Here is a 22,685-nt window from a genome sequence, read left to right on the forward strand (position 1 = left end):
TACCTATGAATTTACGTTTTAATTTTATCGACATTGAACTAAAGGAAAAACTATTTATATTAATTATTTTAATTCAATTGCTTTCTTTTAGATAGTAAAATGTCGCTCAAAAACTTCGGCCAAGTTAGCATTGCAATAGTCATCAACAGCATAAATGGTCGAGTTTCTTTGTATATGACTAAACTCAAGAAACTTGCGATCATATAGGATATAAGAGTTGACCAGGCCGCACCTATTCCTCCGTATTTGGGTATGAAAATGATATTTAATATCACATTACTGATAGCTCCAGCACCGTGACTTATTAAACTGAATTTATAGTTACTTTCAATGATTAACCATTTGCTAAGTATTGCTCTTTGAAAAATAAATAATGTTGCAAAAATGTGAATATTTAGTATGGCTGCGCTATTTTGATATGCTTTCCCATATATAAGTTCGATAATAGACGAGGAAAATAGGAAAGTTATTAGACTAATAAAAAAGGCTATCGCGATTAAAATACTGAGAATAGTTAACAATAGTTTTTTGAATTCTTTCTGTGAAATTTGTTTTATTTTTATGAGTTTTGGATTAAATGAGTTTGCGATTAAAATCGGAAACACATACCAGAACTCAGATAATTTTGCTGCTACAGCATAATGTGCAACTTCTTCTGGACCATAGTAACTTGCTAACATAACTTGATCTATTTTTAGGTAAAGAGCTGCAGCAACACCAGAAAATAATAACCATTTCCCTTTCCCGATTAAGTGAAATATGGTTCGTTTATTCAACGTTCTTACATCTTTATTAAAAGATGGTTGTTTGTGGGTGTAATATAAGAACATATAGCAAGCTGATATTGCGACAAAGTCTAGGCCATGAAGGATGATTAATACTTGTAAATTGGCCCCTTTAAGTATTGCTATTATTTTTAATAAATTTGTGATGAATAATATTGGTAACCTTACTCTTAAAGTAATTATTACTTTTTCTTTTGCAAGAAAGAAGTGTTCTACTAAATAAAACACCGTGAAGCTTTGTAAGGTAAGTAAGAATATAATATTGGTTAACTGCGCTTTGTTCTCAGTAATAATATATGCAACAAAGCCACCAATAATTATACTAAACAGCCCTCCAAGTCCCCTAAGTGCAAGTGCATTTAAAAATAGGTAATGACTTCTTTGAGGGTATAGCACAAAGTATTTTGTGACGACACTTGCTAAGCCCATCGTACATAAAGGTATAAATAGGGCTGAAAATGATGTGATATAAGCAAACTGGCCAAACAACTCAGGCCCAGCAATGCGAGCTATTAGTACACTGGTTAAGAATGCCATACCTAGCAGTATTACCTTTTCTACAATAAGTAACAGGCTGTTTTTGATGTTTACAGAATGTGACATTTTAAGGTGTGTTTTTAGTTATAAATAGGTATATTGCACTTAATATAACATGAAATTCGAATAGTTTTAGAATCAAAATCTCTGTATTTAATATGCAGTGATTTTCACTCATAAAACAGAAAAATAAAAAGTACTTTGTAATAGTACAATGATTTTTCCCTGTAAATATAGGATATAATCTTTATGCTTTAAGAACGATTTACTTATAGATAGAGTAGTGATTTTTAAGTTTCTAGTTAACAGCATTTAATGTAGAATACTCAATCTTTTTATAGGGCTATAGACGCATAACAAGTGCGCTATGTTTATTTTTGGGTTTCTAAGTTGAATATTTTGTTATTAACGAACATGGGGAGATGTGAAGAGTCACCCGCATCAGGTGAATTTGTTCGTCGACAGTTTTCTGCCATTCAAAATATTTCTTCTGATGAGCTAAATCTTCAATACTTTGAAATGCCTCCAGCGGCACTTGCAAAGAAATCTACATTTAAACGCTACGCGGTGTTCTTTTCTTCCTTTGTAAAAAAACACCTATTTTCTAGAACAAAGTATTCCGTACTTCATGTCCACTTTTTCTTCCCTACAATTTTATTGGCGATATCCTACAAATTATTTAGAAATCCAAAAGTAAAAATAGTAACAACTTTTCATGGTAATGATGTATATGCCTATAAACATTCACCTTGGTGGTATAAGTTGTGTCACTCGTTTGTCGAACACTCTATTTTTGTAACTGCAAGACTAAAACAAAATTTCTACAAGCAAGATATAAAGCACTCTATTTTATGTGCTGGTTTGTTGCCAATATTTAGCGTAGACGCGACTGTTAATAAAAAATATGATTACATCTTTGTTGGTACGTTAGATAAAAATAAAGGAGCGCTTCGTTTAAAAGAGTTTGCTCAAAAGCTACCTGAAGAAATGTCAATTGTCATTGTTGGTTCTGGGCCATATCAGGGTGATTTTAAAAAACTTTCTGAGCGAAACAACATTGTTTACCATTATTTTTGTGATGCGCAAAAGTTAGTTGGTTTATATCAACAGACAAAGTGGTTAGTAAACTTAAGCTTTAATGAATCATTTGGCTTAGTTATTTCTGAAGCAATGGCCTGTGGATTACCAGTGATAGCAACGAAAACTGATGGTTCGTTAAGTCAAATATCCCATCAAGAAAATGGCTTTATTCTAGAGCAAGGTGATTCATTAAGTGATCAACTGTTAAGTATCAATAAACAATGTACGACTGAGAAATACCGAACCCTCTCGATTAGAGCACAAAATAGCGTGGAAAAATTCCTTTTGCCGTATGTGGCAAAAGAAGTAAAAAAAATATACTTTGAGGTTACTCGTAAGTGAAAAATCACTCTGTAAAGCCTGTAGATATTGCAGGAATTCCTGTAAAACCTTTCAAATCATTCGAGCACGTACTTGAGTCTGTTTTTGATCAAGATGATGTAATTCCGGGGGCTGCAATTGCCATAAACCCAGAAAAAATACTACAAAGTTTAGAATCTGAAGAGGTTCGAAAAATCCTTCTTGATGCCACTATCCGATATGCCGACGGAATAGGGGTAGTAAAAGTGATGGAGAAAAAAACAGGAGAAAAACTTTCACGTATTGCTGGCGCGGAGTTGTGGTTGGAAATTATAAAGAAAGCCGCAAAGTCAAATACCTCAGTTTTTCTTTTAGGTAGTAAACCTGAAGTTATTGAGGCTTGCCAACAAAAGCTTGTAAGTGAAACTGGAGTAACGATTGCTGGTGTATCAGATGGGTATTTTAAAGATAAAGATAAGCTAATTAATACGATACAGCAAAGTAATGCAGGTATTGTTATTGTAGCACTTGGCTCTCCAAAACAAGAGCTATTTATTAAAGAGTGTATTAAAACTCACCCTAATGCTTTTTATATGGGAGTTGGTGGTAGTTTTGATGTTTATGTGGGAAATGTGAAACGTGCTCCACAATTTTGGATTAATTTAAATTTAGAATGGTTTTATCGGTTAATGTCTGAGCCTAAAAGATTTTTTAGGCAGCTAAGGTTATTTAAATTTGTATATTTGCATTTAACCAATAAGCTGTAATCATGTTAATTCGAAGAGAAGATTCAACATAATGAATTATATAAAAGAGTGTGCTTTTTCTTATGTACAATAAAACCATTGGCATTTATATGCCTACGCATAATCGTGTTGATTTATTAAAAAAAGCTGTAGAGTCAGTACTTGGACAGACCTATCAAAATTTTAAGCTTGTTATCGTTAACGATGGCTCTAGTGATGGGACGCAAGAGTATTTAGAGTTATTGAATGATGAACGTATTAGTTTTATTCAACATAATTCACCGATGGGAGCGTGCCGCTCTAGAAATGATGCAATTCGTTCACTTGATACAGAATTAATTACTGGCTTAGATGATGATGATATTTTTCTACCTAATCGATTAGAAGAATTGTTATCTGTTTATGATGAAAAATTCTCTTTTGTTTGTAGCGGTTACTTCTGGGATTATGGTGCTCATAAAAAAGCCTTATTTAAAGATAGCAGAGAAATATCGCTTTCAGATGCTTTCGATTTAAATCAATGCTCGAATCAAATTTTAGTTAACAGAGAAAGAGCATTAGCGGTTGGGGGGTTCGATGAAAGCCTACCAGCCTTGCAAGATCATGATTTATGGATCCGATTAATTGCTGAGTTTGGGACGGCATATCGTTTAGGTAAACCTTCTTACGTTGTTAATGATGATCGAAGTTTTGAAAGGATCTCTTCTAGAACGAATAAGCTGAATGCAATCGCTATATTTGAGAAAAAGCATGATGCGTTAATGAGTGATAGAAATAAAGAAAACTTTATTTTTTATAAACGAAAAGTGCAAGGTGATTCTTTTACTTTTTCTGAACTGATTAAATCAAGAGGGGATGGTTTATTAACATTAAAGTTTAGGCAATTTTTTTCTAAGAACTTTAAAAGCTTATCTTTAGCTAGGTTAAGTTATTTACGTACAGGGAGTTTTTTTTATAGTTTTCTTGAAATATGGAAAGGCTTATTTTCTCTAAAAGGGGGGATTTTTATTTTTGTTTGTATAATTATTTTCTCTATTTTAGTTCGTTAAAACTTAGTTTATATAGTTTAAAATTAAATAACTCAGTTACTACTGGGTATACTTCAAAGGGTTAAAAATGAATTCGGTTACTCCACGTTTATTGGTTGAATGGTTTATAAAGGATTTTTTTAAAATTGTTATCATTTCAGTTATATTTGCGGCTATAGCTGTGGCTTATGCTCTCAGTATACCTAATGTCTACACTTCTAGTTCCAAAGTGGCTTCAAACCTATCCGAATCGAAAGGCATGGGAGGGGCTCTTTCTAATCTTGGTGGTATTGCTTCTTTAGCTGGCCTCTCTATTGGTGGGGGAGGATTATCTCCTGAAGTCCTAAAAGAAATTGTTACGTCGGGAACATTCTTAGCTTCATTTATAAGAGAACAGAAAATTGAGCCAAATATAATGGCAGCGATAGATTATGATCCAGATAGTGATACTTATATTTATGATAAAAAAATATATAATGACCAAGACAAAGAGTGGGTGCGCAAGTATAAATTTCCTCAATCATTAGAACCAAGTGATACAGAGTTAGTTGAAAAATTTAAAGAAAATTTTAGAGTGAATTATGATAGAAAGACTAAGTTAATTAGTATGTCTTATACTTCCTTATCTCCAAGTCACTCGCAATCTATTTTAAGTGAATTGCTTCTTGCTTTTAATGAGTTTATGCGAAATAAAGACATATCAGATTCATCGTTAAGCATCAAATACTTAAACAAGCAACTTGAAACGGCTAAATATGATGAAGTTAAAATCGCTTTACAACAGATCATGGAAGAGCAATTAAAGAAATTAGCCTTAGCAAAAACACGTAAAGACTACGCATTTCGGTATATTGAATCACCTATGAGCGCAGATAAAAAAAGTGGGCCCAAACGAGCGATTATCTGTTTGGCTATAACACTGATTGGTACTTTTTTTAGCGTGGTTTTATGGTGGTCAATTCGTATTTTTCGCCTTTAACATAACATGAACTATAGCCTTACAGATAAAATTTTTAATGTGTTGTCTTTTTATCGCTTAATCTTAATTGCGTTCGTCTGCTGCTGTCTTTTTTTTATTGCTGTTTTAGTCAAATTATCTATACTGCCAAGTTTTATAGATGAGGCTATTTTATTTGGACTATTTATCTATGCAGTATACAAAAGTCAAAGTGATGAGGTAGTTAAATACGTTTTTTTGCTTTATCTATTTCTGTTTTTTTTGTATGCGCTTTTAAGCTACCAAGCCATAGCTAGTAGAGGGATAATTACTGTATTACTACAAATATTTATTCATTTGAAGTATATGTTGTTTTTTATCTTTTGTTGGGGAACTCTGGGACCAAAGAATAGTTTGACGTTTATAAAAGTTATTTTAACGATATCGGTAGTGTTTTTGCTAATCAACCTTTTAACTGGCGGGCTATTTAATACTCTTTTTGATACTAAAGTAAATCTTCGTGCGGGCAGTGCAAGACCTATAGGCATACAAGCAGATACTGGGAGCTTAGGGACTACTTTTGCATTAATAGGTTGCCTATTGGTTTCTGGGTTGAAGTCTAGCTCTAATAATATAAAAATAACTATTTTATTGGCGATGACGGTATTAATTTTAATTGCAAGCACAAGAACTGCATTAGTATTACTTCCTTTAGTTGTTCTTTGGTGGTTAAGGGATTCTATTAAATCTTTTTTTATTGCGAGTATCTTACTTGCATGTTCAGTTTTTTTTATTCAATCAAGTAAATACATGGACGAGATGATAAATATAACCATAGAAAATATAGAGTGGACATTGGAGGATCCTGTCGCTTCATCTTATATTCGAGGGATTATGATCTATTTTGCATTTGACCTTGCTGCTGATCGTTTTCCATTTGGTACGGGGGCTGGGACATATGGGACTGTAATGTCAGATAACAGCGCTGTTTATGCAGAAATTGGTTTACAAGATAGTAGGTATTTTATTGAGAAAGATGGCATCTATGACAGTAACTTTGCTAGTTTGTTAGGGGAGTTTGGCTTTATAGGATTATTTTTGTATTTGTTTATCTTTTATAGAGTTATAAATGCACCATTTCAGAATAGTCAACAGTGGGAATCTGAAGGTGAATTTAGGTTTGTACTTTTTTCTTTAGTTTTAGCTTATGGTGTAACTACTCCTATTTTTATGAATACTTATCCTGCATTTATTTTATCTTTAGTTATGGTTGCATCATTTCATTGTATTAATAATAACTCTGCCAGCGAAAATAAGTGATATTTCATAGTAAATATTTTTGTTATTTATCTATTATTTAAAAATTATAATGAAGAGTATCTAAATGCTACCAGCATTAGCCCGAGCACTTGAAAAAGTAAATATATTTCTCTTATCTTTTATAGTGGCAACTATATTAGGGGCACAGTCATTTGCTCAGTTTTCAATAATGTTTGCTTATGCATTAATTTGTTTTAGCTTAATAGAACTAGGAGGACAGCAGCTTTATACTTTTTTAAATAAAAATGAACTTACTATTACCCCTTTCTCTTTTAATTTATTAAAAAGTTGTGTTTTTGTTTTTGTTTTTATAGGGGCATTATTAACAGACTATCCTTTGCTTACGGGGATTCTGACGTTAAGTTATTATTTTGAATCTTTAAGTAATTCATATCGGTTTGCATTGTTTCATGAAAAAATGCACCAAGTAGAAGCGAAAAATTACTTAGCTGAGAGACTTATTACTTTTGTTTTCATCGGTATCCTTTATTTTGATTCAATCTTTTTTGGAAAAATTGAATTCTCTTTATTATTCATTTATGTATATCTTTGTGTTATTAAACTTATTTTTTTACTTATTAATAAAAAAGCTTTGAGTAAGAATTACCCTTTCTCTAAGGAGAAGATAAGTAAAGAATTCTGTATTTACTTTATGAAGCATGGAAAATACTTCATTATTTCTGCATTTGTTGCTGCCTTATTTATGCAGGTAGATATTTTTTTATTTAACTGGCTAAATGCCCCTAATGATGAGATTGCATTAATCTCAGCTATGTTAAGGTTAATAACAGCTACCTATTTTATAGCTACGGTATTTCAACAGTTTATATTACCTAGATTTAATTTAATAATTCAAGATACAGTACTATTTGAACTGTATGAAAGGTATATGAAGTATTTTGCTTTCTTTATAACTCTAACGCTCATATTATTAAGTGAGCTTTTTATCACGTTGTTTTTTGGAAACCTTTCCATGTCTTCATTATTGAGTGATTCAAAAGCTATAGTAATATTAATTTTAGTATACTCAAGATTTTGTAGAGAGCCTGTTTCTTTATATTTAGGTCAGAAGGGACAAAATAAACTTAAAATAAAAATTTTTTCACTGATTTTGCCTTTGAAAATTTTAGCTGTAGCAATTGCATATAAAATGTTTGGCTTTTCTTTGGCCATTTTAGTGCTTGTTATTGCTGATATCACAGTATATTTATCTTTCAGAGCTTTAACAATGTTCAAGTTGATAGAGTTTTCATACATTCTTGGATTATTTATATTAACTTGTTCTTCTTATTTAGTAGTACATTTAGCTTTACCAGTTCAGTTAGCTTTGGCACTTGTTACTATAATTTTATCTTTTTACTATTTTACTAAGGTTACTAAACCTGGGGTTTTATTTAAATGAAGTTAGAGAAAAATAAAAAAATTCTTTTTGTTAGGCATTTTGGTGTAATTAGTAATTTAGGTGATAAGTTAATATCAAAAGCCACTGAAGAATACTTATTACGTTTAAGTGAAAAAGAAGACTTTGAATATAAAACTGCTGCATTTGTGCCTTATACAAAGTTTGGGAAGTTTAATCTTTCAAATATGATTAAAGGCTTTTTTTACAGTCTCAAACAAGCATGCGGGGTAAATCGTATAGTAATTATAGGTGGTAATCTTGTAATTCCTAATAATACGAAATTTTCTCTTTGCTTTTTCTTCTATTTTTTAATATCTAAAGTGTTTAAGGTTAAACTCTCAGCGTTTGGCATTGGTGTTAGCGAATCTAAAGGAAAAGATACATGGAGAACTCGGCTATATCAGATAGCTATTTCTTCATGTGACTATATAAGTGTTAGAGATGAACATAGTTTGTTCGCTACTAGAAAGCTTTTAGGTAAAAATAAGCCCTCAATATCATTAACCCATGATTGCGCATTTTTATTTAATGACTCTTATTATGAAAAACATGTTAGCTCAGGGGCTGTTGCAATAATACCTGTAAACTATTTTTCAGCAACATGTAATGAAAACGTAATCACTTTAACTGAAAAGGAATATCAAGAGTTTCATATTGAATTGATTAAAGCTGTTTTAGCTACTGGCAAGCGGCCATTTGTCTTATGTACAGATAAAACTGACGAACAGTTTGCACAACTAATCGCTAAAAGTTTTGACTTACAAGTAATTACGCCTGAAACCGTTGATGAGCTATTTAGCTTATTGAAAGGGGTTGATGTGATAGGTGCTCGTATGCACGGAATAATTGCATCATTATTAACTGGATGTAAGGTTGTGGGTTTGAATTGGCAATACAAGGTAAAGTCACTATCTCAAAAAGAACAATTAGGTTTCTCTTGTATTAATTATGAAATGCAAAACATCCAGCAAATCTTGATTCAACTAAATACTTTAAAGTCAAAAAGTATAGGAAATGGTATCAAAGACACATATCAGCATTTAAATGAAGACTTAGAGAAACTTGTTAAACTATAAAGATAATACAACTCTAAAGAACTTTTTATTTCTCAATTAATTTTCACGAGTCAAATATTATTAGGTCTCCTTAAATAAAAGTTATGATTTATTTTTGTAATAGTCACAATATGAGCGGAAAAATCATATCAACGAATTTTTATTATTTATTGAAGATAAGAATGTTACTATTGATTTTTCAACTATTGAAGCGCCAACCATAAATATAGCGTTGTAGCTTTAAGTCTTATTTTTCGGGTTTTAATTAATGAAAATAGCGGTTGTGGGCACTGGGTATGTAGGCCTTTCTAATGCAGTATTATTAGCGCAGCATAATGATGTGGTTGCGCTTGATGTGCTGTCGGAGCGGATAGAGTTAATTAATAAGCGAACATCTCCTTTTTCAGATAAAGAAATTGAGCATTTTTTAGAAAATGAGCCCTTGAAATTATCTGCGACTACAAGTCCTGAAAAAGCTTATCAAGAAGCTGATTACATTATTATTGCCACGCCAACAGATTATGATGCAGAAACAAATTACTTTAATACCTCTTCAGTTGAATCTGTAATACAAGATGTTATTAATATAAACCCTCAAGCGACTATTATTATCAAATCTACTGTGCCCGTTGGCTTTACACAACGCATTAAGCAGCAGTTCAACCATGAAAGAATAATATTTTCTCCTGAGTTTTTAAGAGAAGGTCATGCGTTGTATGACAATTTGTACCCCTCTAGGATTATTGTGGGGGAAAAATCAGAGCAGGCAGAGGTATTCGCTGAATTATTAAAGCAAGGCGCTGTTAAGGAAAATATAGAGGTGTTATTTACTGATTCAACCGAAGCTGAAGCGGTGAAATTATTCTCTAATACCTATTTAGCTATGCGCATTTCTTATTTTAATGAGCTTGATAGTTACGCAGAAACTCATGGATTAGATTCAAAGCAAATCATAAAAGGGGTAGGTTTAGACCCTCGTATTGGTAACCATTATAACAACCCTTCATTTGGCTATGGGGGCTATTGTTTGCCTAAAGATACCAAGCAGTTGCTTGCTAATTATCAAGATGTTCCTAATAACTTAATTACAGCTATAGTTGATGCGAATGTCACTAGAAAAGATTTTATTGCCGATTCAATAATTAAGAAAAAGCCGAGAACGGTGGGCATTTACCGCCTAATAATGAAAGCAGGCTCTGATAATTTTAGAGATTCATCTATTCAAGGAATAATGAAGCGGATAAAAGCACAAGGCATTAATGTTGTTGTTTATGAGCCTGCTCTAGAAGATAAACAATTCTTGAATTCTGATGTTTTAGTTAATTTGTCTGAGTTTAAGAGTATTAGTGATATCATTGTTTCAAATCGTATGACTGATGAATTAATTGATGTCACTAATAAAGTATATACTCGAGATTTGTTTGGTCATGATTCATAAACAAATCACTAAAGTAGTAAATAAGTAAAATATGAAACAGATGCTAACTAAAGCGGTTATTCCTGTTGCGGGGCTTGGAACTCGGATGTTACCTGCAACTAAAGCCATACCAAAAGAAATGTTACCGATTGTTGATAAACCACTTATTCAGTATATTGTTGCAGAATGTGTTGCAGCAGGTATTACCGAAATTGTATTAGTAACACATTCCTCTAAAAATGCTATTGAAAATCATTTTGATAAGTCATTTGAGTTAGAAACCACGCTTGAAAAACGAGTGAAAAGACAGCTGCTTGATGAAATACAAGCTATTTGCCCTAAAAATGTCACCATAATGCATGTAAGACAAGGCGAAACGAAAGGGTTGGGGCATGCAGTATTAAAAGCTAGGCCATTAATCGGAGAGAACCCCTTTGTTGTTGTGTTACCTGATGTATTAATTGATGATGCTGCAGCAAACCTAAAAACTGAAAACCTTGCCGCGATGATCAAGCGGTTTGATAAGTTAGAAGTTAGTCAAATAATGGTGGAACCTGTACCCAAAGAGTTTGTAAGTAACTATGGTGTTGTCGATTGTGATGGTAAAGCGTTATTAGCAAATGAGTCTTCAGTAATGAAAGGAATAGTTGAAAAACCGGAGTTAGATGAAGCACCTTCAAACTTGGCTGTAGTTGGTCGATATGTACTTTCTAAGAATATCTGGGATCTTCTTGAATTCACCCCCCCTGGCGCAGATAATGAAATACAGTTAACTGATGCTATTGCAAGCTTAATGAAATTAGAGCAGGTAGAAGCGTTTCACATGTCTGGTATGTCTCACGATTGTGGTTCTAAGTTAGGATATATGAAAGCCAATGTAGAATATGCGTTAAGGCATGAGGGTATTTCGAAAGAATTTAAAAGTTACCTGACTAAGTTAATAAAGGAATTTTAATGGACTCTTTAGAACAAATGTCGAAGGAACAACAGCAAAGAAATCAAAGTATAGTTGAACTTTTTGACGACTCGGCAAGAGCTGATGATTTCTCTATTAAAGCTGCAGGTGTTCTTCTTGATTATTCAAAACAAAACATAAATCGTGGCGAATTAAAGGGGTTATTAAATTGGGCTAAAAAGAGCAACTTGACTACAAAAATTAGCGGTATGTTTTCAGGTGATAAAATTAATAATACAGAGCAACGCTCTGTATTACATACGATTTTAAGGGCACCGATTTCCGTTCAAAAGGAAGTGTTAGGTGATAGTACAATCGAAATAGAAAATACAGCACAAAAAGTATCGTCTATTGTTGATAATGTTTGCCAAGGAAAATATAAAAGCTATGTAGGTAAATCATTTACCGACGTTTTGGCTATTGGTATTGGTGGTTCATACTATGGCTTAAAGGTCGCTTTAAGCGCTTTGTCTCGATATAACTCATCTAGTTTAAAGGTTCATTTGCTCGCAAATGTGGACGGAGATGCAATTGAAAATAAGTTAGAAAAGCTCGATGCTGAAACTACTTTGGTTATTGTCATTTCAAAAACGTTCACTACCCAAGAAACATTGTTAAATGCACAAGTGGTTAAAGAGTGGATGCTGCAGAGGTTAAAGTCACCCAAAGCAATATATCAACAATGGCTTGCAGTTAGTTCAAATATCGAAAAAGCTAAAAAGTTTGGCATTAATCCTAATAATATACTCCCTATGTGGGACTGGGTTGGAGGACGATTTTCTATTTGGTCTGCCGTTGGCCTTCCTCTTGCTTTAGCGATAGGTAATGATAACTTTCGCTTGTTTAAAGAGGGAGCCTATCAAATGGATTTACACTTTCAGCATGCTGATTTTGATGAAAATATGCCAATACTATTAGCTTTGTTAGGAATCTGGAACCGCAATGTTTTAAACTACCCGGGTTTGGCGATATTGCCTTATGCTCATTCTCTAAGAGCCTTTCCGGCATATTTACAGCAAATTGATATGGAAAGTAACGGTAAGTCTGTTTCTAGTGGAGGTCAAAAAATTTCTTGGGCAACAGCTCCTATTATTTTTGGTCAAGAAGGGACTAATGGTCAACATGCTTTTATGCAGTTAATGCACCAGAGTACTGATATTATCCCAACAGATTTTATTGTCTCTTTACAAGGAGCGACAAGTTATAAAGAGAATCATGAAGTACTTTTAGCGAATTGTTTTGCTCAAAGTGAGGCATTAATGACTGGGAAATCAGTAATGGAAGTTGTTACAGAACTTGCTTCTAGTGATGATATTGCATTAGCCCCACATAAAGAAATGAAAGGTAATACGCCAAGTAATACTATAGCGTTAGAGTCGGTTTCACCCAGTAGTATTGGCGCTTTATTTGTTCTCTATGAACATAAGGTTTTTGTACAAGGAGCGTTGTGGCAGCTTAATTCTTTTGATCAGTGGGGAGTTGAGTTAGGTAAAAAACTAAGTTCTCAAGTATTATCGTTAATGGACAATAATCAGTCAGACAAAGATAAAGTTTCTGCATCTACTCTTAATTTAGTAAATGCCTACCTTGAATCGTCTAAACAATAGTTTAAACCAATCAAATAATTAACTGTTGTTGGTAAAATTAATTATCATGCACTAGCTTCCTTGCTAGTGTTGACTTGGAGTAGCATTAAAGATAGTTGTAAATTGCTTTTTTGCAATGCTATTGATAAATTTTTAATAACAGCTTTTACTTAACGTTCTATTGCGCTTTTAATGTCTCACCATTTATTTTAATACTTTCATCAGACATCAAATAAACATATAACGGCATAATTTCTTCAGGTGCAGGTAGTGCGTCTTTATCTTCTGCTGGGTATGCTGTTGATCTCATTGCTGTTCTTGTTGCTCCTGGGTTAATAGCATTGGTGCGTAAGTTTGAGTTTTCATACTCATCTGCTATGACTTCCATCATGCCTTCTGTGGCAAATTTAGAAAAGCTGTACGGTCCCCAGTAAGCTCTACCTTTTTGTCCTACGCCAGATGAGGTAAATACTAAAGAAGCTTTTTCTGCTAGTTGCAAAGTAGGGATAAGCGCCTGAGAAATAAGTAGTTGTGCTTTAACATTTACATTCATTACGTCATCAAATATTTGCTCATGAATTTGAGTGAAAGGTGAGAGTTCACCTAACATAGAAGCGTTAAGTAATGCGCCATCTAATTTACCAAATTGCTGTGCGATTGTTGTAGACATATCGATATAATTCTGCTTTGTTGCGCCTTTCATATCCAAAGGGATAATAGCAGGTTCATCTCCGCCAGCGTTTACTATTTCATCGTATACCGCTTCAAGTTTACTTACTGTTTTTCCGAGTAGAATAACCGTTGCACCGAGTCGCGCATAAGTAATCGCAGCGGCTTTACCTATACCAGTACCAGCACCTGTTACCAATATGGTTTTGTTTTTTAAGCAGTCAGTTTTTATTTCATGGTTATACATGTTGTTCTCATCGAATTATTGCGTTTGTTCAATAGCAACTATTCTACGCAACTCAATGTTATAAAACGAGGAAAATTCTCTTTTAAATTTTTTAGAGCCATGTAAACAAGGTGTTAAATGTTTATTTATATAAAGAATTAACTAAATTAAACTGAAAAATAAAAAAATAGCTAGCACATTAAGAGATCTTGCGTTAAGTTTAACTGGTCTAACTAGTTTGTTTTGATGCTATCATTAAAACAACCATAACTAAAATAAACGTCGTATTACCAAGTAAAAGTGTTTTATGGCAGCTAGTTCAAAGGTTAATATAAAAAACAAGGTACTTATTTAATTGACAGTAAATAATAAGTATTACTAAAAATAAATTTAGGCATTGGGGAATTATAATGAAAAAGTTAGCTCTAAGTCTTGCTATTGTTAGTGCACTCTCATTGAGTGGTTGCGGTAGCGAGACCATTGAAGATGTTAAGAAAAATGTAGAAGAAAATGGTACACCAATTGTGGCAACGTCGCGTGTAGTTTTCGATCCTGCTAATGGTGTTATATCAATACCAAATGATTTACTTTTTAGTGGTAGTCAAGATGGTACATTAAATACGCCAGTGGAAGATCCAACTGATGTGTCAGATCCTGCAGTTGCAATAAGTGGTCTAGACGGTTGGTCAACAACCAATGCTTTTTCCATTAGCTTTGAATATCCTTCAGGTGCTTCTTTAAATGCTTTATCTGCGTCAGCCCCAGGCTCTGTTCGTATTTTTGAAACATTAATGGGTGGTGATAGCTCTGATGATACCTGTAAACAAGTTACTAGAGGTTTAGCATGTAAAGTGGTAGTTGAACTTGCTTTTGGTGTTGATTATGTAACTAAGGCATCAGGGAGTAATTTAACTATTGTTCCAATTAAACCTTTAAAAGCTAAAACCTCTTATGTAGTTGTTTTAACTAATGCTCTTAAAGATACTAATGATAAGCCGCTTGCAGGCTCTTCAACATATCAAGTTGTTAGAGAGGATATTAATGAAAAACCGTTGGGTAGCGAAAGCCAATTAATGTTACAAGGCATAGTTAACAGCTATGAAAATGCTGTGACTTCAGCCGGTGTTGAAAAAGACAGTATAATTTACACCATGGCTATGACAACTCAGTCGACAGTTGATGTGTTATATACGGCTAAATCTTTATTGGCAGCTCCATTGGCACAAGGTGGATTACCACCAGTGATTTCAATGAGTGATACAGGAATATCGGTAGCTCAAGCTTTTGCAATGCAAGGCATTATGTTACCACCTAACTTAGATGCGCTTTATTCAACAGCTAATTTATTAGCGGGTAGTGTTTCCTTGCCATATTATTCTGGCATCCCATCTATGGCCAATCCTATGGCACCAGTCAATGAACGCTGGAAAGGTTTATGTGATTCAGGCGCAATGTTAGCCGGATTAGCAGCGGCAAATCCAGGCGCTATTCCTGAAGGGCCTCTTTCTCAGTCTGATGGTGTATGTATGGCAGTTTCAGCAGCAGCAGAGCTTCCTGCTCCAGGTCTTCGTGATTTAAGCTCTGTTATGGCATTAGATGTTGAGCGTAACTTAACTAAGTATAGCCCTGTGCCAGCGCCAACTATGCCTAGTGATATGCCTTGGATTAAACATCCGGGGACTTTAGATGTTCAAATGACAACGCCTGATATTTCACCGGTAACTGACGCGGTAAGAGCAAGCTATGGTTTACCACCACTAACTGCAATGCCAGCAAGTGGTTGGCCAACGGTTATTTTACAACATGGTATAACCTCTAAAAAAGAAGACATGTTAGCCATTACTGGTATTTTATCTACTTTTGGCTTTGCAACTATTGCTATTGATCACCCTTTGCATGGTAGCCGAGGTTTTGATTTAAATGCTGATGGCACTGATGATATTAATGCATCAACGGTTTCTGCAACGCATTACATGAATTTAGCAAGCTTATTAACTACACGTGATAACCTTCGTCAATCTACGATTGATATGCTAGGTCTGCGTCTTGGTTTAGCAACGTTACCTATTATTGATAATAGTAATGTTCATTTCTTAGGTCATTCATTGGGTGCAATTACAGGTATTAATTTTGTTACCTTAGCTAATACACCAATGAATGAATTGATTGATGGCTTATTTGCTATTAAAACAAACTCTTTGGCAATGCCTGGTACGATGTTGGCTAATTTCTTAATGGAGTCAGGCTCGTTCGGTAATGTTATTAAGTCAAGTTTAGCTTATGCCCAGTCTCCTGAATTCAAAGCAATGTTAGATGCAATGTATCCACTTGATGAGAATGGCAATAGCACTGCTACTGAAAGTGAAAAGGTTATGGCCTATTTAACATTCTACAATGCTTTGTCTGATGAACAGCAAGCAGGTTTAAATGGCGTTTTTGCTGAATTTACTTTTGCAGCACAAACAGTAACTGATTCAGGTGACCCTGCTAACTACGCTCCGATTATGAGTACCTTGGCTACACCAACACATTTAATTGAAGTCGTAGGTAATGGTGTTACAGATTGTTCAGATATTTTAATGACTGATAACTGTTCAGACCAAGTTATTCCTAATACTGTTTCAACAACGTTATTTGGTGGTACTGAAGGTGCTATTAAACTACTCGGTTTACCTAGTGTTGGCTCTACTACTCCAGGCTCTGGTGCAGTAAGGTTTACTTATGGTCATCATAGTTCGATTTTAAGTCCAAACCCGCAACCGTCTGCACCTGATGCAATGAAAACAGCTGCTGCGACACAAGAAATGCAAGGGCAAGTTGTTGGTTTCTTTGCTACCATGGGGCAATTGATTAACGTAACTAACACTGACGTTGTTCAGCCGTAAACGTTAATTTTTCCAATATTTTAAAACCCTCGTTTGAGGGTTTTTTTATGTTTGAAAGATAAGGGGGTTCCTAAGTTGCAGTTAAATGGCTTTAGTTTGGAATTGATATTTTATACTCATATCCCCATATAGAATTGGTATCTAATGATCTCAGGAGAGTACGTTTGGAATTTTTATATGAATATGGCTTGTTTCTAGCCAAGACAATTACCTTTGTATTAGCGGTAATAGCATTAATTGCGGTTGCGGCTGCCTCAGCCATAAAGCAAAAACACAAAAGAGGTGAGTTAGAAATTACTGACTTGTCTGAACATTATGAAGAAGTAGAGCAAGAAGTTATTCATGCACTACTTAGTAAAGAAGAGTTAAAAGCGAAAGAGAAGCAAGATAAAAAGGCCGAAAAACAAAAAGCCAAAGAAGCTAAAAAATCAGCCGAAAATGGTAAGAGTGACATGTCGAAGCCACACCTTTTTGTGGTTGAGTTCACAGGAAGCATTGATGCCAAAGAGGTTTCTTCATTAAGGGAAGAAATTTCAGCCATTTTATCTGTAGCAAAAGAAGATGATGAAGTTTTTGTTCGTTTAGAAAGTGGTGGCGGGTTAGTACATGGTTACGGTTTAGCTTCATCACAGCTTGATAGAATTAAGCAACATAATATTCCTTTAACTATCGCTGTAGATAAAGTCGCTGCAAGTGGTGGTTATATGATGGCATGTGTTGCTGATAAGATAATTTCAGCACCATTTGCAATACTTGGCTCAATAGGCGTGATTGCACAAGTGCCTAATTTCAATAAATTACTTAAAAAGCATGACGTTGATTTTGAACAATTCACCGCTGGCGAATTTAAGCGCACCGTGACTATGTTTGGTGAAAATACAGATAAAGGGCGTGAAAAATTTATTGAAGAATTAGAAGAAACGCATGTTTTATTTAAAGACTTTGTTAGTGAACATCGTCCGAGTTTAGATGTTAGCGCTGTAGCTACAGGCGAGCATTGGTTTGGTACTAAAGCGCTTGAGTTAGGTTTAGTAGATGATATTTCAACAAGCGATGATTACTTACAACGTAAAAATAAAACGCATAAAGTCGTTGGCATTAAATATGAAGTAAAAAAAGGCTTAGCGGAAAAATTCTCTAAAGCTGCTTCTATGTCAGTTGAGGCATGCCTTGGAAAGTTATTTCAGAAGAATAAAGTACTGCCAGGTTAAGTAGTTTAACCTCACAATGAACTTACCACGACTAATGTTTTGGCGTGGTAAGTTCATTCTTTATAAGTAAAGCCTCTACAACTAAAGCAACTTATTAGTTGCCTTGCTCATCTTTTAAATGATGAAAATCAATATCTTCAATAGCCTGTCCTGCTTTTTCATCTAAATACATTGCTTCATCAAACTGCTGTTCACTCTTTGCAACAATAATACTTACCATGCTATCGCCAGTGACGTTAACCGCGGTTCTTGTCATATCAAGTAAACGATCTACCCCAATGATTAAGGCAATGCCTTCAACCGGCAATCCAACTTGTTCTAAAACCATGGCAAGCATAATTAAACCGACACCGGGAACACCTGCCGTGCCGATTGAAGCCAATGTTGCCGTAAGTACTACGGTAATATAATCAGCTAAGGTTAAATCTTGACTAAACACTTGCGCAATAAATACTGTGGCAACGCCCTGCATAATCGCTGTGCCATCCATATTAATGGTAGCCCCTAGCGGAACAGTGAAAGAAGCAATAGAGTTTTTTACTCCCATTTTACGCGTGGCAGTTTCTAAGGTCACAGGAATCGTGGCATTTGAACTAGCGGTTGAGAAGGCAAAAATTGCAGCATCACGCATTTTCTTAATAAAAATTAAAGGGTTTAATCCCGTCAGTAGTTTTAAGATAATAGGGTAGGTTAATGTGGCATGTAATAATAAAACAAAAAAGACAACGAAAAAGTAAACGATTAAATTACCAAACGTCTCGAGTGACACTGTTGTGAATAATGTAGCGAGTAATGCGAAGACTCCATAAGGTGCAATATTCATCAAAATGGCAACTAAGCGCATAATTACTTCACTTAAGTCTTCAAACAAGCTTGCTATTCTTTCACCTGCTTTTCCTGAAAGAGCAATAGCTACTCCAAAAAGTAAAGCAAAGACGATAACTTGTAACATATTACCTTGAGCAAATGATGCGAAAGGGTTTGTCGGGAACATTTGAATAATAACTTGGGCAAGAGAGGGGGCTTCTCTGCCAGTAAAGCTACTACTGGTCGGCATGTTAACACCTTCGCCTGGAGAGACCATTAGTGCAATAAAAATAGCAAAACTAATAGCAATAGCTGTTGTAGCTAAATAAAGAGCGATAGCTTTACCCCCAATTCTGCCTAGCTTGCTTGTGTCTTTTAATGAACAGACCCCACAAACAAGAGAAACAAAAACAAGCGGAACTACTAGCATTCTCAAACTTGCCATAAATATTTGCCCTACAACTTCTAAAAAGCCGTCTACAAATAAGTTACGTAAAGAAATATCAAAAAAGTACAAATTCAGTACTTTATCGGTACCGCTTGGCATTAGCCATTGAAGAAAACTGCCGAGTAAAATACCTGAAATCATCCCTATCACTATTCGGCCGGTTAGGCTTGTCTTCTTCGGGGCATCAATTATGGGCGAGGTTTCGTTTGTAGTCATAAATACTTCTATTGTTGATTAAAGTTATAGTAAATGCGTATAAAGCTAGATTTACATGAGAAATTCTTTGCTATAGGTTAACAACATTTAAAAGGCTTAAAAACTTTTTTATCTCTCTAAATTCCATACATTATTAATTTAACTAGGTTAACTAACTAAACAAATACACTTTTTTTGCAATAATTTTACTTTAAGCAGTACCTTTTTGTTATTTATCGGTTAATATGGTTAATTATGAACAAAGAAAAACAAAATAGGGATGCTTTATGCAGTTACTTCGACGTTTAAGTTTTACGATGCTCCTCATGTCTTTAATGACATTAGTGGCATGTGGTGGTGGGGGAGGAGATCTCTCTGGCGGCGGGGATAATGGGGGTGGTGGAACTGATCCAGAACCTATTGTTATATCGCTAGATATTTCCAATACAAATGTTACAGGCCAAGCACCTGTTAAAGTAACGGCAACCTTAACAAAAGGTAGTGATGTTGTTCCTAACACAGCTGTTGTTTTTACTTTAGATACAACAGAACCAGGTATTGGCGCATTTTCGCCTAGCTCAGGAACAGCTTTAACCAATGCAGAGGGGGTTGCAGAAATAACACTAACTGCCGGTAATGTTCGTGGTGCGGGCAGTATTATTGCAACTGCTTCAACAGGTGAAGCCGCTACCATTGGGTTTAGTACTCAAGGCGATGATATTGGCGTAGTAGGTGATATTAATATCTCTGTTAGTTTAGTTGATACAGATGGGAACCCAACAGATACAATTACTTCTTCTAAACCCGGTAAGGTTATTGCTGAAGTCAATGGTATAAGTACTCCACTTATTGTGACTTTTGTTACTACTGTTGGTGAAATACCAATCGCTACCGCTATTACAAATAGTGATAATCAAGCAAGTGTAGATATTTTAGCTGGTGGTAGTTTAGGTGCTGGTTCGGTTACTGCGTCAATTGAAAGTGGTGAAACTGGGCAGGTATTATTAATTGTTGGTTCTTCAACAGTTACTATGGGTAGTGGCGAGCCGTTTGTAGAAGGTAAAGCAGGTATTAGTTTAGAGCAAATCTCGGCTGGTGGTACTACGGTTGTTACTGTAAATATAGTTGACGATCAAGGGGCTTTATTTACAGAGCCAGTTGACGTTAATTTCTCTTCTAGTTGTGCAAGTTTAAACACACCTTCAGCAGAACTGAATTCACCAATTACCACGTCAAATGGTATAGCAACAAGCACATACCTTGCTAAAGGCTGCGTAGGGGATGACCCTATTAATGTTACTGCAAATGCTGGAGGTATTAATTTATCAGCGACAACCAGTGTTAATGTTTTGCCCGCTAACGTCGGCAGTATCGAGTTTGTTTCAGCGTCACCTGAGAATATTTCTATTGTAGGTACAGGTAGCTTAGGCGGTTCAGAGAGCTCAGTAGTTAAGTTTAGAGTTTTAGACACAAACTCTAACCCAGTAAATAACCAAGTGGTTAATTTTTCATTAAATAGTAATCTTGGTGGCATTCAATTAATACCTGATAGTGCAACTACTAACAATTTAGGTATTGTCCAAACAGTCATAAATGCAGGTACAGTAGCGACCAGTGTTAGAGTGCAAGCGGTAATTGATAACGGTAATATTCCTCAAATAGCATCGCAATCAAGCGTTCTGGTAGTTTCTACCGGTATTCCAGATCAAGATAGTTTTAGTTTGTCTGCATCAGTTTTAAACCCTGAAGGTTGGAATATTGATGGTACTGAAGTTGAGGTAACAGCGCGTTTAGCAGATGCATTTAATAACCCTGTACCAAATGGGACCGCGGTAAGTTTTACTACAGAAGGTGGTTCAATTGAACCTTCATGCATAACTACTAATGGTGCTTGTACCGTTACTTGGCGCAGTCAATTCCCACGTCCAGAAGGTCATGTGTTAGGTGATGCGAACAATCCACTTCATCCACCTGAAGTTAATAACACTATGGGGCAAAAGTACGGTGGTCGTGCAACTATCATTGCTACAGCTATTGGTGAAGAATCATTTCCAGACTTAAATGGTAACGCTCGTTTTGATGCAAGTGAAATGGCTGCATTTTTAGGTACTGATATAAGTGGTAATAAGTACGACTTAAAAGAAGCTTTTGTTGATCATAATGAAGATGGTTTTTATAATCCTGATGCAACTGATAATGCATTAGCGCCAATTGACCCTAATAATGCAAATAGTGGTGCATTAGAAGAGTTTTTTGATTTTAATGTTGATGGCGGTTTTACTCAAAATGATAGTAAGTATAATGGTGTACTTTGTTCTATACCTGCTCATGATGGTTGTTCAGCCGATGCTAAATCATTAAATGTTAGACGTTCGTTGACATTAGTGATGTCTGGTTCTAATGCTCGTGTTTGTACGTCATCTGCTTATGATAACTCGGGTTCAGATGTTACCTTCATTCGTGTTGATAAGGGCTTAACTAACAGTTATTTAACTTTAACGCTACCTGTGAACTCGACTCGTATTGCTCCAAGTAGCGATGCTTTAGTGATAGCGCGCAGTAATTCACTATGTCATGCAGAAGTACTTGAGGTTACTTATGATTTTGATGATGATAACGATCCAAACACGCCTGATATACAAACTACCGCAGAAGTTATTAATAATAACTTTGATAACACCCTTTACATTAAAGGGGAGAACTCTAGACCGGTTACTATCATTATTTCTGATCTACATAATCAGCCTATGCCAGCAGGAACAGAAGTTAAGTTTACAGCTACAGCAGGCTCGGTAGTTGGACCAAGTACGTTTGTTTGGCCAAGTGATAATCACAATGGTGGTGCTGCTTTTGGTGTAACTGTAAAAGGCGAAAAAGAGCCTAAAGCTGGTAACTTAGTTGTTGAGATAACAACCCCAGGTGAACTAACAACCATATACAGTAATATTGGTATAGATATTCAGTAGTGTTGTTGAATTGTAGTTTGAAATAAAAATGGCTCCATAAGGAGTCATGCCGCTCAGTTAAACAAAAGATCGGTTGACCGATCATAATGATCATGCAAAATCCATTATCAGTTTTCTGATAATGGATTTT

At 35.0% G+C, this 22,685-nt stretch carries 16 protein-coding genes; 13 read left to right on the top strand and 3 right to left on the bottom strand.

The window, feature by feature from the left end; translation table 11 throughout:
* Positions 1-68 precede the first annotated feature (68 nt).
* Complete coding sequence (locus D1094_RS16630; RefSeq protein WP_118961240.1) at positions 69-1,388, bottom strand: flippase; 1,320 nt, start codon at positions 1,386-1,388, stop codon at positions 69-71.
* A gap of 324 nt (positions 1,389-1,712) precedes the next feature.
* On the opposite strand from D1094_RS16630, the gene D1094_RS16635 reads away from it, so the two are divergent.
* From D1094_RS16635 to pgi, 10 genes are all read left to right on the top strand, one after another.
* Positions 1,713-2,744: a glycosyltransferase family 4 protein gene (locus D1094_RS16635; RefSeq protein WP_147361094.1), complete on the top strand. Its 1,032-nt coding sequence runs from the start codon at positions 1,713-1,715 to the stop codon at positions 2,742-2,744.
* Positions 2,741-3,469, top strand: coding sequence for a WecB/TagA/CpsF family glycosyltransferase (locus D1094_RS16640; RefSeq protein ID WP_118961242.1), 729 nt, complete (start codon positions 2,741-2,743; stop codon positions 3,467-3,469). Before D1094_RS16635 ends, D1094_RS16640 begins: the two co-directional genes overlap by 4 nt.
* Before the next feature lie 89 nt (positions 3,470-3,558).
* On the top strand, positions 3,559-4,497 hold the full coding sequence (locus D1094_RS16645) for a glycosyltransferase (protein ID WP_182440228.1): 939 nt from the start codon (positions 3,559-3,561) through the stop codon (positions 4,495-4,497).
* Positions 4,498-4,564: 67 nt separating this feature from the next.
* Positions 4,565-5,455, top strand: coding sequence for a Wzz/FepE/Etk N-terminal domain-containing protein (locus D1094_RS16650; RefSeq protein WP_118961244.1), 891 nt, complete (start codon positions 4,565-4,567; stop codon positions 5,453-5,455).
* A gap of 6 nt (positions 5,456-5,461) precedes the next feature.
* The gene (locus tag D1094_RS16655; protein ID WP_118961245.1) at positions 5,462-6,733 is read left to right on the top strand and encodes an O-antigen ligase family protein; all 1,272 of its coding nucleotides are present in this window, start codon (positions 5,462-5,464) and stop codon (positions 6,731-6,733) included.
* A gap of 64 nt (positions 6,734-6,797) precedes the next feature.
* Positions 6,798-8,135 carry a hypothetical protein gene (locus D1094_RS16660; RefSeq protein WP_118961246.1) on the top strand — a complete coding sequence of 446 codons (1,338 nt, stop codon included), beginning with the start codon at positions 6,798-6,800 and terminating at the stop codon, positions 8,133-8,135.
* Positions 8,132-9,211, top strand: coding sequence for a polysaccharide pyruvyl transferase family protein (locus tag D1094_RS16665; RefSeq protein WP_118961247.1), 1,080 nt, complete (start codon positions 8,132-8,134; stop codon positions 9,209-9,211). Before D1094_RS16660 ends, D1094_RS16665 begins: the two co-directional genes overlap by 4 nt.
* A gap of 247 nt (positions 9,212-9,458) precedes the next feature.
* Positions 9,459-10,628: a nucleotide sugar dehydrogenase gene (locus tag D1094_RS16670; RefSeq protein WP_118961248.1), complete on the top strand. Its 1,170-nt coding sequence runs from the start codon at positions 9,459-9,461 to the stop codon at positions 10,626-10,628.
* Positions 10,629-10,659: 31 nt separating this feature from the next.
* Positions 10,660-11,562, top strand: coding sequence for a UTP--glucose-1-phosphate uridylyltransferase GalU (galU, locus tag D1094_RS16675; protein WP_118961249.1), 903 nt, complete (start codon positions 10,660-10,662; stop codon positions 11,560-11,562).
* Entirely contained in the window at positions 11,562-13,169 is a 1,608-nt protein-coding gene (gene pgi, locus D1094_RS16680) for a glucose-6-phosphate isomerase (RefSeq protein WP_118961250.1), read from the top strand. The genes galU and pgi overlap by 1 nt, the downstream gene beginning before the upstream one ends.
* 157 nt (positions 13,170-13,326) lie before the next feature.
* On the opposite strand, the gene D1094_RS16685 is transcribed toward pgi, so the two are convergent.
* Positions 13,327-14,064: a YciK family oxidoreductase gene (locus D1094_RS16685; RefSeq protein ID WP_118961251.1), complete on the bottom strand. Its 738-nt coding sequence runs from the start codon at positions 14,062-14,064 to the stop codon at positions 13,327-13,329.
* Between the two features lie 389 nt (positions 14,065-14,453).
* Here D1094_RS16685 and D1094_RS16690 point away from each other — a divergent pair, with 389 nt between their 5' ends.
* Both D1094_RS16690 and sohB read left to right on the top strand, forming a co-directional pair.
* On the top strand, positions 14,454-16,928 hold the full coding sequence (locus D1094_RS16690) for a VolA/Pla-1 family phospholipase (protein WP_118961252.1): 2,475 nt from the start codon (positions 14,454-14,456) through the stop codon (positions 16,926-16,928).
* A 164-nt stretch (positions 16,929-17,092) separates the two neighbouring features.
* Entirely contained in the window at positions 17,093-18,139 is a 1,047-nt protein-coding gene (gene sohB, locus D1094_RS16695; protein WP_118961253.1) for a protease SohB, read from the top strand.
* A 94-nt stretch (positions 18,140-18,233) separates the two neighbouring features.
* Here the strand turns inward: sohB and D1094_RS16700 are convergent, their stop codons facing one another.
* On the bottom strand, positions 18,234-19,610 hold the full coding sequence (locus D1094_RS16700; protein ID WP_118961254.1) for a dicarboxylate/amino acid:cation symporter: 1,377 nt from the start codon (positions 19,608-19,610) through the stop codon (positions 18,234-18,236).
* Positions 19,611-19,876: 266 nt separating this feature from the next.
* Between D1094_RS16700 and D1094_RS16705 the strand changes: the two genes are divergently transcribed.
* A complete protein-coding gene (locus D1094_RS16705) occupies positions 19,877-22,555 on the top strand; it encodes a hypothetical protein (protein WP_182440229.1) in 2,679 nt (892 codons plus the stop codon).
* Positions 22,556-22,685 lie beyond the last annotated feature (130 nt).

The organism is Colwellia sp. RSH04, from assembly GCF_003545765.1.
Lineage (GTDB): Bacteria > Pseudomonadota > Gammaproteobacteria > Enterobacterales > Alteromonadaceae > Colwellia.

Bases quoted from the DNA above. Each gene is read 5' to 3' on its own strand.
- D1094_RS16690 (WP_118961252.1), top strand. From the start codon at position 14,454: ATGAAAAAGTTAGCTCTAAGTCTTGCTATTGTTAGTGCACTCTCATTG.
- D1094_RS16700 (WP_118961254.1), bottom strand. From the start codon at position 19,610: ATGACTACAAACGAAACCTCGCCCATAATTGATGCCCCGAAGAAGACA.
- galU (WP_118961249.1), top strand. From the start codon at position 10,660: ATGAAACAGATGCTAACTAAAGCGGTTATTCCTGTTGCGGGGCTTGGA.
- pgi (WP_118961250.1), top strand. From the start codon at position 11,562: ATGGACTCTTTAGAACAAATGTCGAAGGAACAACAGCAAAGAAATCAA.
- D1094_RS16665 (WP_118961247.1), top strand. From the start codon at position 8,132: ATGAAGTTAGAGAAAAATAAAAAAATTCTTTTTGTTAGGCATTTTGGT.
- D1094_RS16655 (WP_118961245.1), top strand. From the start codon at position 5,462: ATGAACTATAGCCTTACAGATAAAATTTTTAATGTGTTGTCTTTTTAT.
- D1094_RS16645 (WP_182440228.1), top strand. From the start codon at position 3,559: ATGCCTACGCATAATCGTGTTGATTTATTAAAAAAAGCTGTAGAGTCA.
- D1094_RS16650 (WP_118961244.1), top strand. From the start codon at position 4,565: ATGAATTCGGTTACTCCACGTTTATTGGTTGAATGGTTTATAAAGGAT.
- D1094_RS16660 (WP_118961246.1), top strand. From the start codon at position 6,798: ATGCTACCAGCATTAGCCCGAGCACTTGAAAAAGTAAATATATTTCTC.
- D1094_RS16630 (WP_118961240.1), bottom strand. From the start codon at position 1,388: ATGTCACATTCTGTAAACATCAAAAACAGCCTGTTACTTATTGTAGAA.
- D1094_RS16670 (WP_118961248.1), top strand. From the start codon at position 9,459: ATGAAAATAGCGGTTGTGGGCACTGGGTATGTAGGCCTTTCTAATGCA.
- D1094_RS16705 (WP_182440229.1), top strand. From the start codon at position 19,877: ATGCAGTTACTTCGACGTTTAAGTTTTACGATGCTCCTCATGTCTTTA.
- D1094_RS16685 (WP_118961251.1), bottom strand. From the start codon at position 14,064: ATGTATAACCATGAAATAAAAACTGACTGCTTAAAAAACAAAACCATA.